We start from the raw sequence: 14,078 nt of genomic DNA, 5'->3' as shown, positions 1-14,078 counted from the left end.
ACAAGGAGGAGACCGGAATGTCGGGCATTACCAGGAGAACGTTCATGGCGCTGCTGGCGTCGTCGGTGCTGGCAACTGCCGCACCCGCTTTTGCGCAGCAGGACGTGGACGAAATCATCATCGGCGGTTCCATGCCGCTGACCGGCGTGTTCGCCTTTGCGGGCGTGGCGATCGAAGCCGGCATCCGCGACTACGTGAAGATGATCAACGAGGAAGGCGGCATCAACGGCAAGCAGGTCCGCTTCGTCTATGAGGACACCGGCCACCAGATCGATCAGGCTGTCGCCATCTTCAACAAGCTGACGACCCAGCACAGGAACATCCATCTCTACTACGGCGATTCGACCGGCTTCTCCCGCACCATCAACCCGGAGCTGGAGCGGCGCGGCGACATCATGCTGAGCAGCGTGTCCTTTGCCTCGGAGATCAACAATCCGGAGACCTTCTCCAACCAGTTCATCGCCGGTCCGGACTATTCGCAGATGGTCTCGATCCTGCTTGAGCACATCGCGAAGGAAAAGCCGGGCGCGCGCATCGTCTTCGTCAATTCCGACGGCGAGTTCGGCCGCGATCCGATCGAGCCCTCGACGGCGCGGGCGAAGGAGCTTGGTCTGGAAGTCGTCGAACAGATCATCACGCCGCCGGGCGCCGTCGATGTGTCGACCGAAGTTCTCAAGCTGCGCCGTGCACGGCCCGACTACACCATCTTCCACGGCTACATCCTGTCCCCTCTGCCGGAATTCATGACTCAGGCGAGGCAGCTCGGCCTTGAAACCAAGTTTATGGGCACGTTCTGGTCGATGGACTCCAGTATCTGGGAAGATGTGGGCGAGCATGCCGATGGCTTCATGGGCGTCATGCCTTATCGCTACTACTACGATGATGCGGCCGACGCTCCGATGCTGGAGCGCATCCGCCAGATGCGTCCTCAGTATCAGCCGACCGGCTACACGCAGGGCTTCCTCACTGCCATGCTGATGACGGAGGCGGCAAAGCGCACGCTGGATGCCGGCAAGGAACTGAACGGCGCCAACCTGAAGGCCGCGCTGAACTCCATTCAGGATTTCGACACCGGCGGCATCATCGGCGTGCCGATCAGCATATCGGGCAATTCCATTCCGGTGGGGCGCATCTACCAGTACAGCGCCAGCGCCAGGCGCATGGAGCCCGTGTCGGACTGGATCAGCCTGAAGGACTGATGAACGTGACCAGCCAAACCATCCTCTCGGTCGAGAACATCGAGGTCGTCTATAACAAGACGATCCAGGTGCTGCGCGGCCTGTCACTCTCCGTTGGACGCGGTCAGGTCGTAACGCTGCTGGGTTCCAACGGAGCCGGAAAGTCCACGACGCTGAAGGCCATATCTGGCCTTCTCGAACTGGAGGATGGTGCGGTGACGTCCGGAGCCATCGACTTCGACGGGCGCAAGGTCGCCGAAGACACGCCGCACGGCCTCGTGCGACGCGGTCTCTTCCATGTCATGGAAGGGCGGCGCATCTTCGAGGACCTCACAGTCGAGGAAAACCTCACCGCTGCCACCTATGCCCAGACCGGCCGTGGTACCAGGCCGCCGTCCTTCGATCTCGTCTATGGCTATTTCCCGCGCCTCTACGAGCGCCGGCATAGCCGCGCGGGCTACCTGTCGGGCGGAGAGCAGCAGATGCTGGCGATCGGCCGCGCGCTGATCGCCCAGCCCAAGCTCATCCTGCTGGACGAGCCATCGCTCGGGCTGTCACCTTTGCTGGTGGAGGAGATTTTCACCATCATCGCCCGCATCAACCGCGAGACCGGCGTGTCGATGCTGCTGGTCGAGCAGAACGCCGCGGTGGCCTTCGCCATCGCTCACTATGGCTACATCATGGAGAGCGGCAAGATCGTGCTCGACGGGCCGACGGAACGCCTCGTCAACGATCAGGACGTGCGCGAATTCTATCTCGGTATGAGTTCGGGCGAAGATGCCAGGAACTACCGCGACGTGAAGCACTACAAGCGGCGCAAGCGCTGGCTCTCCTGAAGAGCCGGCCGGCCGACCCGATTTGAAGCGTCGCCGGCGGATGCCGGCGCGGGCAGACATGGATTTGAAGGACATGGCACCGTCAAGCTTTCCCGAACTGACCCTGCCGCAGATGCTGCGCGAGCAGGCAAGGCGCACGCCGGGCCGCATTGCTGTCCGGCAGAAGGATTTTGGCATCTGGAACCCGGTCAGTTGGGCGGCTTATTTCGAACGCTCAGCTGCTGTCGGCCATGGCCTGCGCAAGCTCGGCCTGTCGCAGCAGGGGCACCTCGCCATCCTCTCCGAGAACCGCATCGAATGGGTTCTGGCCCAGCTTGGCGCGGGCATGATCGGGGCGGTGGCGGTCGGCGTCTATCCGACCAGCCCGGCCAATGAAGTGGGCTATGTTCTGGAGCATTCCGATGCCGAGATCATCGTGTGCGAGGATCAGGAACAGGTCGACAAGGTGCTGGAGGTGCGCGACCAGCTTCCACGCCTGAAGAAGATCGTCGTCGTCGAAAAGAAAGGCATGCGGACCTATCCGAGCGACATCGTCGTTTCCTTCGATGCCGTGGAAGAGTTGGGTACTGCCGACCGCAAGGCTGATCCGGGCTTCATCGATGCGTGTCTGGAGCGCCAGACGGCTGATGACATCACCCTGATGATTTACACATCCGGATCGACGGGCAAGCCCAAGGCGGCGATGCTGTCCTATCGCAACATCCGCGCGCAGGCCATCGCGGTTGCCGACCTGTTCGGCATCACGGCGGAGATGACGCATCTGTCCTATCTGCCGCTGTGCCATGTCGCGGAGCAGATGATGACCACCTTCGCGCCGATCTATTGCGGCACGCAGATCAATTTCGGCGAATCCCTGCGCACGGTTCAGGAAGACCTGCGCGAGATCGCGCCCTCGATGTTCCTTGGGGTCCCCCGCATCTGGGAGAAGCTGCATTCCTCTATCCATGTGCGCATGCTGGATTCGGGTCCCTGGCGCCGGAAACTGTTCGGCTGGGCCTATGAAGGCTGCGAGCCGTTCGCCGAAAAGCCCCGCTCTGCCCGCACTCCGGCTGAGAAGCTGCGCTATCTGATCAGCTATCTTCTGGTATTCCGCGCCTTGCAGAATTACATCGGCCTGCGCAAGGCGAAGGTGGCGATGACCGGCGCCGCACCGATCTCGCCCCGCATCGTGCGCTTCTTCCGCACCATCGGCGTGCCGCTGGTGGAAATCTATGGCGCGACCGAAACCGGCGGCGTCGCCATCGGCCAGCGCGTCGGTGACGTGCGCTCCGGCTGCGTGGGCACGCCGTTACTTGGCGTCGAAGCCAGGCTCGGCGATCAGGACGAGGTTCTGGTCAGGGGCGACACGGTTTTTTCCGGCTACTACAAGGCTCCCGAAGCGACCGAGGCGACCATCCGGGATGGCTGGCTGCATACCGGCGACGTCGCCGTGCTTGAGGACGGCCAGTACAGGATCGTCGATCGCCTGAAGGACATCATGATCACGGCAGGCGGCAAGAACCTCAGCCCTTCCGAGATCGAGAACACCGTCAAGGGCAGCCCCTACATCAAGGAATGCATCGTCATTGCCGAGGCGCGCAAGTTCGTCTCGGCCCTCATCCAGATCGATTACGAGACGGTAGGCAAATGGGCCGAGGAGGAGCGCATCGCCTACACCAATTTCAGGAATCTTTCGGAAAATCCAGGGGTACGCGAACTGGTGGAAAAGGAGATCGCTATCGCCAACGCCCAGCTTGCGCAGGTGGCTGGCATCAAGCGCTTCCATCTGCTGACCAAGGAACTGGATCATGACGACGACGAGGTAACGGCGACCATGAAGGTCCGCCGCTCCAACATCCAGAAGAAATACACGGCGGAGATCGAGGCGCTCTACGCCAGAGCCTGAGCGCTCATCTCCGCTGCCGCTCACGCTGGCCGCGCACGCTATGTGCGGTCGCGAACGCGTTTTCGCGCATATCAATCAGGTGAAGGATAAAGGCATGGAACTTTCAAGCGGGCAGGCCCGGAAGCTGCAGAGCTACATCGGTGGAAGCTGGCTGGAAGGCGCGGGCGAAGGCGTTGCCCTGCATGACGCCTCGACCGGCGAAGTGGTGGCGCTGGTGGATTCGACGGGTCTCGATTTCCGGGCGGTGCTCGATTACGGGCGCCGGCACGGAGAAACGCTGCGGCGCATGTCGTTCCATGAGCGGGCCCTCATGCTCAAGTCCCTTGGCCAGATGCTGATGGAGCGCAAGGAGGAATTCTATCCGCTGTCCTTTGCAACGGGTGCGACCCGCAATGACGGCTGGATCGATATCGAAGGCGGAATCGGCACGCTGCTGTCCTATGCCTCAAGGGGACGGCGCGAACTGCCGAACACCCATCTCCTGCTGGATGGTGATCCCGAACCCCTGTCACGCGATTCCAGCTTCAGCGCCCAGCATGTGCTGACGCCGCTAACCGGCGTCGCCATTCACATCAACGCTTTCAACTTCCCCTGCTGGGGAATGCTGGAAAAGCTCGCGCCAACGTTGCTGGCTGGCATGCCGGCCATCGTCAAGCCGGCCAGTCAGACGGCTTTCCTCACGGAGCTGATGGTGCGGCGCATCATCGAAAGCGGCCTTCTGCCGGAAGGTGCATTGCAGCTTATCTGCGGCTCCGTTGGCGATCTCCTCGATCATGTGGATGGTCAGGACGTCGTCACCTTCACTGGTTCTGCGGCGACCGGCCAGACATTGCGCCGGCATCCGGCCATCCTTGCCAATTCAGTGCGCTTCTCCATGGAAGCCGACAGTCTCAATGCCGCCGTGCTGGGGCCCGACGCTGGCCCCGACAGTGAGGAGTTCGACCTCTTCATCAGGGAAGTGGTGCGCGAGATGACGGTCAAGGCCGGGCAGAAATGCACGGCCATCCGCAGGGTCATGGCACCGCGCGCGCAATGTCCGGCGCTGATCGATGAGTTGCGTGAGCGCCTTGGGAAGACGACGCTGGGCAATCCGGCGGATGAGGGCGTGCGCATGGGGCCGCTGGCAAGCCTTGCGCAGCGCGAGGAGGTGCGGGAGCGCATCCGCGATCTGTCGCGTGCGGCTGAAGTCGTGTTCGGTGATCCGGATAATCCCCGGCTCGTCAGTGGCAATCCGCAGGCCGGAGCCTTCCTCAACCCTGTCCTGCTTTATTGCGATGCACCGCTTGCCGCTGATGTCGTGCATGATGTCGAGGCGTTCGGGCCGGTTGCCACCGTCATGCCCTATGACAGCGCTGCCGAAGCCGTGGATCTGGCGCGCCGCGGCAAGGGCAGTCTCGTTGCCTCGGTCTTCACCAATGATGCCAGTTTCGCCCGGGATATGGCACTCGGGCTCGCCCCCTTCCATGGCCGGGTGATGATCGGCAATCGGCTCAGCGCAAAAAGCTCGACCGGACACGGTTCGCCCTTGCCGGCGCTCGTGCATGGCGGTCCGGGCCGGGCCGGCGGTGGCGAAGAGCTGGGTGGCATGCGTTCGGTAAAACACTACATGCAGCGCACCGCCATTCAGGGTGCTCCCAGTCTGATCAGTGCCATCACCGGCAGGTGGCAGGAGGGAGCTGCTGCGGCCCATGGCGAGGAACACCCGTTCCGCAAATCGCTGGCCGAACTCAGACCTGGCGACCAGCTCATCACAGCAGCCCGCCAGATCACGCTGGAGGACATCGAGCACTTCGCGGCCTTCACCGGCGATACGTTCTATGCCCATATGGATGAGGACGCGGCGAAGGCAAACCCCTTCTTTGAAGGACGCGTGGCGCATGGCTACATGGTTGCGTCCTTCGCAGCAGGGCTGTTCGTCGATCCTGCTCCGGGTCCGGTTCTGGCCAATTACGGTCTCGACAATCTCCGCTTTCTGACGCCGGTCTATCCGGGCGATACCTTGCAGGTTCGCCTGACATGCAAGGACGTCAATCCTCGCGCCACCACGGATTACGGCGAGGTGCGCTGGGATTGTCAGGTCACCAACCAGAACGGCGCTGTCGTTGCCAGCTATGATGTGCTGACCATGGTGGCGAGAACCCGTTCGCAGTGATGATCAGGGGAGCGGGTGGCTCTGATCGGCCCACTCGCTCCCGGAAGCCCATGCAGAACGCAGCATCGCATAAATGCCGTCAAAACAAAAAGATGAAGCGCTTCGGTGCTTCGGAGAAAAGCAGAAATGATCTAGTTGTTCAGTCCCGGCATCTGGTGGATCGGATTGAGGATGAATCGATCCGGGTCTGATGTCCAGATCTTGCAGATGTATTCGTAGGGCGTGAGACCGCCGAGGGTCTTGAGCCTTCGTGCGAAGTTGTAGGCCGCCATGAAGTCGGCGAGGTGTGTATGCAACTGCTCGTGGCTGTCGTAATGGAAGCGCTTGACGGTGGCCTCCTTGATCGTGCGGTTCATCCGTTCGACTTGGCCATTGGTCCATGGATGGTTGGGTTTGGTCAGCCTGTGCTCGATCCCGTTGGCCTCGCAGATCATGTCAAAGCGCATCGGCCGGGAGTAGATGGTATTCCGGTTCCGAGGCTGCTCTGCGAACTGAATACCGTTGTCGGTGAGAATGGTATGGACCTGGTAGGGCACGGCTTCGAGCATATGCTGAAGGAATTCCCAGGCGGTCTTCCTGTCGGCCTTGTCGACGAGTTGGGTCACGGCGAACTTGCTCGTGCGGTCGATACCGACAAACAAATATAGTTTGCCTTCAGCGGTCTGAACCTCGGCGATGTCGATATGGAAGAACCCTATGGGGTAGCGCTTGAACTTCGACCGCTTAGGTTTGTCGCCCTCCACATCCGGCAAGCGCGAGATGCCATGCCGTTGCAGGCACCGGTGCAGTGCGGATCGTGTCAGGTGCGGGATCGAGGGCTGCAGGGCGTAAAGACAATCATCTAATGGTAGAAGCGTATGGCGCCTGAACGCCACAACCATCGCCTCCTCGGCTTCGGTGAGGACGGTGGACCGCGGCTCTGACGGCCCCGTCTTCATATCCTCTACCGTCGCGCGCTTGCGCCATTTCGCAACGGTCTTGGGGTTGATACCCAACTCCCTGCTCAGTTGCGCGAGCGAAGCTTGCGATCGCTGTATTGCTGCTCGGACAGCGTGCGTGGTCGTGGCGCTGCCGTGACGAATTTGTCCCATAGGGCTTCCCTCCATTCCAGAGAAAGGATCGCACCATTAAACCGTGGGATCAAACACCTAGCGAACGGCTTTGACGCCCTCCAGGATCAGCCGGGTTGCCAGATCCGCATATTCCTCCCGGTTCACCGGACCGCCGGGGCGAAACCACATATAGACCCAGTTCAGCATCCCAAAGAGCGACATGGTAACGGGCATGAGATAGGGCCGGTTCTCATCTATGCCGGGATTGATTTCTTTCAGCAGTCCGGAAAACCGGCGCACGATGCGGCGCTCGATCGCCCTGAGTTCGTTCATCTGCTCCGCCGAGAGCGTATCGGTGCCATTGATCTGCACCTTGTGCTCATGATCTGCGTCCTCGTAATTGTGGAGCGCCGCCCGGATCAGTAGGTTGAGCCTTGTCTCGGGCTGTTCTGCTGGCCGGTCGGCAGTTTCGATGGCTTCATCCAGCTCGGTCAGATGGGTGCGCACGATATCGAAGATCAGCGCATCCTTACCCGAATAATAATGATAGAGCAGCGCCTTTGAAACGCCGCTGTGACTGGCAATCATCGACATGGACGCCTTGTCCATGCCCTGCTTTGCAAAAACGGCGGCGGCACTTTTGAGTATAGCGCGCTGCTTGTCCTCGAAATCAGCCGCCCTTGTGCGTGCCATGATATTTTACTCTTCTTGTCCCCTCCGGCGGGGCGGCGGGTGCCCGGCCGTATTCAGCCGCCTATCCTGCGCCATCACCAAGGTCCGGCGCAAGATGCCACGGCATGAGCGCTATCTGCCTGTAAAGACGGGAGCGCGCTTTGCCAGAAATGCCGATACGCCTTCCGCATAATCGCGGCTGCGGCCTGCCTGCCTTTGTAAATCGCGCTCCACGTCGAGTTGTGCGTCGAGCGTGTTGGCGGAGGCGGCATGGATTGCGTTTTTGATGAGCCCGAGACCGACAGTCGGGCCGGCGGCCAGCCTCATAGCGACCGACCTGCTTTCCTCCGGCAGCCTGTCATCATCAACGACATGCCAGATCAGGCCCCATTGTGCGGCGGTTTCCGCGTCCAGCGGCTCTGCCAGCAGGGCCAGCGCTTTGGCGCGGGCCTCGCCGATGCGGTTCGGCAGCAGCCAGGTTCCCCCGGAGTCCGGAACAAGGCCCAGTCGCGAAAACGCCTGTATGAAGCGCGCGGAGCGCGCAGCTATCGTGATGTCGCAGGCAAGCGCGATATTGGCGCCGGCTCCTGCAGCCACGCCATTGACGGCGCAAACGACGGGCTTTTCCAACGCTCTGATCATCCGTACCAGCGGATTGTAGAAAGTTTCCAGAGAATGGCCGAGATCCGGGGCACCTTTGGTGGGATCGCGGTCGGACAGGTCCTGCCCGGTGCAGAACCCGCGCCCTGTGCCGGTGAGGAGTACAGCGCGTATTTCAGGATCGAGCCGCGCCTTCTCAAACCCTGCCCGCACGGCCAGATGAAGTTCCTCGTTGAATGCGTTCAGCTGTTCCGGCCGATTGAGGGTGAGTGTAAACACACCCTCCGACACATCAGAGAGCAGCACGGCAGCGCCCGCAGGAGTGTTTGCAGAATTATTCCCCATGATCCTACTTTTATATAAACCGGCCGGACAGTCAATAATTTTTGAACTATCTTGCCGCTTTGTCATGATGTCTGGCCCGCTTTGTATGGGTCTGTGCCATCATCATAGCGTTCGAAACATCACGCAGTTACGTGGTGTCGATCTCCGGCTGTCTTGTGTTGATGCGGAAAAAAACAGTGGAACGACTTTTCCGTCACCGGCAGCGGGATGCATCTCCGGATGCTGTATCGCGGCCATTTCTGTCGGCTCCCCGTTGCCGACGCCTCAAGGGTCCTGAGGCGAACTCGCGGTGATGATCCGGGCTTGGTTACGGCAGAGGATGGAGACATTGCCGGTGTCTCGGGGATAGCGGCGTGCCGTCATTGCCCTTCCGCGCGATTTTCATTATTTGATGACATTGGGTAGCCGTAAGCCATCTCCCGCCATCTCAAAGCACACAGTCTTTGAACGATGGGTCAGTATCTCCGGTTAGGGCGATCGTCGGCGACCGTTCGCGTGGCGAGGATGTGGTGCAGGAGGCCTTCCTGCGCTTTCGCTCATCCGCCGGCGAGCGGACGCTCGACGAGCCCCCGGCTATTTGCGCCGCATCGTGCGCAACCTTGCCATCGACTGGACGCGGCGTCTTTCCAGTGAGTGCCGGACCGTCGATGATAAGGCGGAATACGGCTCCATTGCTGCCGACCGGCCGTTGCCGGAAGATGCGCTGGTCTCGCGCGACGAGCTGCGCCTCGTCATGGAAGCCATGGCCGAGTTGCTTGAGCGGAACCGCATTGCCCTGATGATGCACCGCTTCGACGGTTTCAAGCTAAGGGACATAGCAGCGCCTCTCGGTATTTCCGGTCGCACTTGCCCACGCGCTGGTTTATGAGGGGCTTGAACATTGCCGGCGGCGGCTTGTGCGAGGTGGGTGAGTGGCGTCGTCTTCTGGCATTTCTGAAAATAGCCCATGTCATGCGTTCTATAGTTGAAGGCATGGAAACGCGGACAGCCGGCACCAACGTTGCCGCAAAGTCATCCGGAGACGTTGCGATTCACGAAGCCGAAAACCCGAACAGGCCAAAAGACGAAGCGCTGCGCTGGCTGATCGCCTTGCAGGAAGAGCCGGACGACGCGGCCCTTGCCGCGCGCTTCGAGGTCTGGCTGGCGCAGGACGAGGCCAATGCTCGTGCCTAGGCGGAGGCGAGCCATGTCTGGGGCGTGCTCGGCGCGGCGGAGCCTGCTCTCGAGTGCCGCCACGGCTCGCCGGAAGCCGCACGCGCGAAAGGCCGCCGGCCTGCAGTCCGCCGTCGCGGCCGGTTTGCCGCTGCTGCGGCGATGGGCATTGTCGCCCTGTTTGCGCTGGTGCTGCTGCAGCCAGCGCTCACGATCTGGATGATGGCTGATCATGCCACAGGCGTGGCGGGAACCCGCGCGATCCGGCTCGATGATGGCAGCGTGGCCTGGCTCGGCGCCGAAAGCGCCATTCAGGTCCCATTCGACGAGACCACCCGGCGCGTGACAATTCTGTCAGGCGAAGCCTACTTCGAGGTTCAGCGCGACGCCTGCCGTCCGTTCCGCGTCAGTGCCGACGGGGTCACAACCACCGTTCTCGGCACCGCCTTCGATGTGCGCTCCGATCCCGATGCCGTTTCGGTGGCCGTCGGTCATGGCAAGGTGGCGGTGGCATCTGCAAGAGCGCCCGGCATGGCTACGGATCCGCTGGAAGCCGGTGACTGGATCAGCATAGACCAGACCGGCCATGCAGAACGGGGCAGGTCCGATCCGGAACTGGCAGGGGGCCGGCGATCGGGCCTGCTGGTGGTGCAGGACCGGCCGGTGGATGAGATGGTGCGGGTGCTGGGCCGCTATCAGCGCGGGCGCATCATCATCATCGGCTCCGGTCTGGCTGCGCGGCGCGTTACCGGCATCTACGATCTCAGGGCGCCGGACGAGGCCTTGCTGGCTGTGGCCGAAACCCATGGCGCCACCTTACGCCTCATCAGTCCCTGGCTGACCGTGGTGTCAGGCTGGTAGCAGTCGTTGCTCCGGCCCCTATCTCCCTGAAGATCCTGAAATTTTTCTGCGCCAGAAAAAACCCGAGCATTTTTCTCTGAAAAAAAGCCGGGCTGCTTCGTCCTTTCACTGAAAGGGCACGGCTGGGATTTGCGTGTCCGGGAAACAGCAGGGCGATGGGGTGTGGAATGGTCGGGGAAAACTGTCACGGCGGAGCAAGGCGCAGGCTCGGCGCGGCGTTGTTGCTGAGTACGGCGCTGGTTTCGGTGCTGCCCGCCGGTCCGGTTCTGGCGCAGCAGGCCGCGACTGCACAGGAGCAGCGGAATTTCGACATTCCCGCCCAGCAGCTTTCGACCGCCCTTGTGCTTTATGGCCGTCAGGCCGGGTTGCAGGTCTCCGTCGATGCAGCGGCCGTGCGTGGCGTCGCGGCTCCCGAGGTTCGCGGCAGGCTGACATCCGGGGCCGCGCTGGAGCGCCTGCTTGAAGGCAGCGGTCTGGCCTATCGTCTCAATGGCCGGGCGGTGGTGATCGCCGGTCGCGGCACCCTTGCCGCGAACCCCACGGATGGCGCCGGGGCTGTCGTGCTGGAAACAATTGACGTCACTGGCGGAACGGGTGGTGCGGGCCTGCGCGGTTCCGCCTGGCAGCAGTCTCCTGACGAAATCTACGAAACGCCTGCCTCCGTCGCCAATATCGATGCCGGAACGATTACCAGTTACGGTCACAATCTCAACAATGCCGTCCGTTCTGTCGCGGGCGTGTATAGCTGAGAAAATGCAGCCCAGCCGGGCATGGCCGTCAACATTCGCGGGCTGGAAGGCATGGGCCGTGTCATCAGCACTATCTACGGCGTGCGCCAGAACTACCGTTTCATGGTCCATGGACCCGCCGGTTGCACCTATGTGGAGCCGTCGCTCATTTCCGGCATCGACATCACCAAGGGTGCCATCGCCACCGCCGGCGGCGCCGGCACGCTGGCTGGTGCCGTCAACTACCGTACGCTCACCGTCGACGATGTGCTTTTGCCGCATGAGAAGGCGGCCGCGCAGATCACGGCCACTTTCGGCGGCAACAAGAATGACGACATGTCGATCACCAAGGCCGGCGGCGGGCGCTTCGACCTTGCCGGAAACGAGAACAGCGGCGGCGTCTTCGGCGCGGTCAACCTCACCAGCATCGGCAATTACGAGGATGGTGATGGTACGCTGGTCAACAACAGCTGGCGCGACGTGAAGTCGGGCCTTCTGAAAGTTTCCCTCAGCCCGAACGACGAGCATCGCCTCGATCTCGGCGGGGTCTTCTACACCACCGACTTCGTCGCCAACTTCTACGGGCAGACGGTGACCAACAAGACCTTCACCGCCAAATACGCCTACACGCCCGACAGCAATCTCATCGACCTGCGGGTAAACGGCTATCTCAACCGCACGCAGTCCGAGTGGTCAGGTTCGCTGTCCTATGATGGCCGCGTGATGACCACAAACGCGCTCGGCTTCGACGTCACCAACACCTCGCATTGGGATTTCGACGGATACGGGCTCAAGCTCGACTATGGCCTCGAATATTATCGGAACGATTTTTCCGGCAACAGCACGGCCGACGCCAATCCGGACGGAGTGTCCGGCGTGGGCGGCGGGTTTGTGCAGGGGACTTTGTCGGCAGGCATGTTCGAACTCATTCCGGCCTTGCGTTATGACGTCTACACGATGGACAGTTCGGGCACGACAGGCAACGTGCCCGAAAACTACTGGACCATCTACGACAGCGTTCTGGGAACCAGCCGGGACACTGTCACGCGGCCAAGCAACTCATATTGGAACAATCCCGCCCGCTACACCATCACCGAAAGCCCTTTCGATGCACCGTGGCGTGGTGACTTCGATATCGACGAAGCGAAGTTCAAGCTGAGCCCCAAGGTCACGCTGGCCGCAAAGCCGCTCGAATGGCTGCAGGTCTACGGCACCTATGAGGAGAGCTTCCGGGCGCCAACGGTGAATGAAATGTTCTTCGGCGGCTCCCACGGCAGCGGCGTGAACGCCAGTTTCCTGCCCAATCCGGCCCTCAGGCCCGAAGAGGCGAAAGGCTGGGAATTCGGCGCCAATATTCTGCGGAATGGTATTTTCACGCCGGATGATGCGCTGCGCCTCAAGACGGCATGGTATCAGAAGGACATAAAGAACTTCATCATTTCGCATTGTTTCGGCAGCGGCTCGATGCGCTGGTTCGAGAATGCGCCGGGCACCAGCCGTCGGACAGGCTCAACCTCTTCGCCAACGTCACCAACCTGACCGATGTAAACTACATGCCGGCCATGTCGCAGGATGCCGCGCCGGGTCGGCGTATCTTTGGCGGCGCTACGGTGAAGTTTGGCGAAGGCTCTTTGTTCCCGCAGCAGGTATCCGAACTGTTCGGCGCTGTCCTGCCTGCCGGCATTCCTGAAGATCATTCCGTCGACTGGTCCGGTCTGCATCTCGGGCTTGGCGGCGGATATTCGTGGGCGCAGGCGGAGAATGACCGAATTCTGGCTCCAATCACCCGCCTTCCCAGTACCGGTTTGAATATCCCTTATGACACGAGAGGTTACAGCGGCCGGCTGCACACAGGTTACGATCACCAGTTCGACGGTGGACTCGTCCTTGGTGTCGGCGCCGGCGTCAATTTCGGCGACGTGCATCTCAACGATATGCGCGCGTGGTCCGGCAATGTTACCTCATCCGGGATCGACCGCAGATATTTCGTGGAAATCGATTCCCGGCTGAACTGGTCGGCGTCCGTCAATGGAAGAGCCGGATATGCGCTCGGACGCTATCTGCCCTTCGTGACAGCCGGTGTTGCCTGGGGAAGTTACAGCCATTCCATGACCTTCTCCAATGGCGCCAACATCCTCACTCCTCCGGCGCCTTCGGTCAGCCATCAGAATGAAAGTTATCTCGGGTGGACGATCGGCGCAGGTCTGGAACAGGCCATAACGGAAAAGCTGTCTCTGCGGGCCGAATATGCCTTCTCGGATTTCGGCTCCAAGAAGGATTTCACCTGGAAGCAGACCGCCCTGACGCCAGCCGGACCCTACGATGTCGACGGCGAATATGGCATCGACCTCAGGCAGCACGATTTCAAGGTCGGCCTGTCCTACAGGTTCTGATCTGCAGGAAGAAAGCCGTTCCCGTTGCATCCGGGCTTGCGGGGACGGCGGATACCGGACCTTTGAGGATCACCCTGCTTCGACAGATTTCCCGCGGTGATGGCGGATCTGTCAGATTGAGCCGGGGAGTGCAGATGGGAATGCGACCAGCAGCGGAACAGCCCTTTTGCGGTGAGGGAGCGCATCCTGAAGTGTGCCACGGAAGCGTTTCGTCCTAGCTGCCG

Annotated in this window: 13 protein-coding genes; 10 read left to right on the top strand and 3 right to left on the bottom strand. The window is 61.3% G+C overall.

Translation table 11 applies throughout. The features are described from left to right. The first annotated feature begins 17 nt into the window (after window positions 1–17). The 4 genes from MIC97_RS17145 (at window position 18) to paaZ (ending at window position 6,051) form a co-directional block, all read left to right on the top strand. The gene (locus MIC97_RS17145; RefSeq protein ID WP_239801227.1) at window positions 18–1,199 is read left to right on the top strand and encodes an ABC transporter substrate-binding protein; all 1,182 of its coding nucleotides are present in this window, start codon (window positions 18–20) and stop codon (window positions 1,197–1,199) included. Further along, window positions 1,199–2,014, top strand: coding sequence for an ABC transporter ATP-binding protein (locus MIC97_RS17140; protein ID WP_239801226.1), 816 nt, complete (start codon window positions 1,199–1,201; stop codon window positions 2,012–2,014). The genes MIC97_RS17145 and MIC97_RS17140 overlap by 1 nt, the downstream gene beginning before the upstream one ends. A gap of 73 nt (window positions 2,015–2,087) precedes the next feature. After that, window positions 2,088–3,899 (top strand): AMP-binding protein, encoded by a 1,812-nt coding sequence (locus MIC97_RS17135; RefSeq protein ID WP_239801225.1) that lies wholly within the window; start codon window positions 2,088–2,090, stop codon window positions 3,897–3,899. 94 nt (window positions 3,900–3,993) lie between these two features. Next, a complete protein-coding gene (gene paaZ, locus MIC97_RS17130; protein WP_239801224.1) occupies window positions 3,994–6,051 on the top strand; it encodes a phenylacetic acid degradation bifunctional protein PaaZ in 2,058 nt (685 codons plus the stop codon). A 131-nt stretch (window positions 6,052–6,182) separates the two neighbouring features. Here paaZ and MIC97_RS17125 read toward each other — a convergent pair whose 3' ends face one another. From MIC97_RS17125 to paaG, 3 genes are all read right to left on the bottom strand, one after another. Then, window positions 6,183–7,142, bottom strand: a complete 960-nt coding sequence (locus tag MIC97_RS17125; RefSeq protein ID WP_239800073.1) for an IS481 family transposase — start codon at window positions 7,140–7,142, stop codon at window positions 6,183–6,185. Window positions 7,143–7,199: 57 nt separating this feature from the next. Further along, the gene (locus MIC97_RS17120; RefSeq protein WP_239801223.1) at window positions 7,200–7,796 is read right to left on the bottom strand and encodes a TetR/AcrR family transcriptional regulator; all 597 of its coding nucleotides are present in this window, start codon (window positions 7,794–7,796) and stop codon (window positions 7,200–7,202) included. 111 nt (window positions 7,797–7,907) lie between these two features. Continuing rightward, complete coding sequence (gene paaG, locus MIC97_RS17115; protein ID WP_239801222.1) at window positions 7,908–8,720, bottom strand: 2-(1,2-epoxy-1,2-dihydrophenyl)acetyl-CoA isomerase PaaG; 813 nt, start codon at window positions 8,718–8,720, stop codon at window positions 7,908–7,910. A 577-nt stretch (window positions 8,721–9,297) separates the two neighbouring features. On the opposite strand from paaG, the gene MIC97_RS17110 reads away from it, so the two are divergent. The 6 genes from MIC97_RS17110 (at window position 9,298) to MIC97_RS17085 (ending at window position 13,854) form a co-directional block, all read left to right on the top strand. Next, window positions 9,298–9,588, top strand: coding sequence for a sigma factor-like helix-turn-helix DNA-binding protein (locus tag MIC97_RS17110; protein WP_239801221.1), 291 nt, complete (start codon window positions 9,298–9,300; stop codon window positions 9,586–9,588). Window positions 9,589–9,593: 5 nt separating this feature from the next. After that, window positions 9,594–9,893: a FecR/PupR family sigma factor regulator gene (locus MIC97_RS17105; protein ID WP_239801220.1), complete on the top strand. Its 300-nt coding sequence runs from the start codon at window positions 9,594–9,596 to the stop codon at window positions 9,891–9,893. Window positions 9,894–10,034: 141 nt separating this feature from the next. Further along, window positions 10,035–10,733, top strand: a complete 699-nt coding sequence (locus tag MIC97_RS17100) for a FecR domain-containing protein (protein WP_239801219.1) — start codon at window positions 10,035–10,037, stop codon at window positions 10,731–10,733. Window positions 10,734–10,954: 221 nt separating this feature from the next. Continuing rightward, window positions 10,955–11,482 (top strand): STN domain-containing protein, encoded by a 528-nt coding sequence (locus tag MIC97_RS17095; RefSeq protein WP_239801218.1) that lies wholly within the window; start codon window positions 10,955–10,957, stop codon window positions 11,480–11,482. 21 nt (window positions 11,483–11,503) lie between these two features. Beyond that, entirely contained in the window at window positions 11,504–13,000 is a 1,497-nt protein-coding gene (locus MIC97_RS17090) for a TonB-dependent receptor (protein WP_239801217.1), read from the top strand. Beyond that, a complete protein-coding gene (locus MIC97_RS17085) occupies window positions 12,907–13,854 on the top strand; it encodes an outer membrane beta-barrel protein (protein ID WP_239801216.1) in 948 nt (315 codons plus the stop codon). Before MIC97_RS17090 ends, MIC97_RS17085 begins: the two co-directional genes overlap by 94 nt. The last annotated feature ends 224 nt before the right edge of the window (window positions 13,855–14,078 follow it).

Source organism: Aquamicrobium sp. NLF2-7 (genome assembly GCF_022359935.1).
Lineage (GTDB): Bacteria > Pseudomonadota > Alphaproteobacteria > Rhizobiales > Rhizobiaceae > Mesorhizobium > Mesorhizobium lusatiense.
The sequence above is the reverse complement of the archived record's forward strand: the minus strand, read 5'-3'. Positions and strand labels throughout refer to the sequence as shown.

Coding starts and splice junctions, on each gene's coding strand:
- MIC97_RS17145 (WP_239801227.1), top strand. CDS start 18: ATGTCGGGCATTACCAGGAGAACGTTCATGGCGCTGCTGGCGTCGTCG.
- MIC97_RS17140 (WP_239801226.1), top strand. CDS start 1,199: ATGAACGTGACCAGCCAAACCATCCTCTCGGTCGAGAACATCGAGGTC.
- MIC97_RS17135 (WP_239801225.1), top strand. CDS start 2,088: ATGGCACCGTCAAGCTTTCCCGAACTGACCCTGCCGCAGATGCTGCGC.
- paaZ (WP_239801224.1), top strand. CDS start 3,994: ATGGAACTTTCAAGCGGGCAGGCCCGGAAGCTGCAGAGCTACATCGGT.
- MIC97_RS17125 (WP_239800073.1), bottom strand. CDS start 7,142: ATGGGACAAATTCGTCACGGCAGCGCCACGACCACGCACGCTGTCCGA.
- MIC97_RS17120 (WP_239801223.1), bottom strand. CDS start 7,796: ATGGCACGCACAAGGGCGGCTGATTTCGAGGACAAGCAGCGCGCTATA.
- paaG (WP_239801222.1), bottom strand. CDS start 8,720: ATGGGGAATAATTCTGCAAACACTCCTGCGGGCGCTGCCGTGCTGCTC.
- MIC97_RS17100 (WP_239801219.1), top strand. CDS start 10,035: ATGGGCATTGTCGCCCTGTTTGCGCTGGTGCTGCTGCAGCCAGCGCTC.
- MIC97_RS17090 (WP_239801217.1), top strand. CDS start 11,504: ATGGCCGTCAACATTCGCGGGCTGGAAGGCATGGGCCGTGTCATCAGC.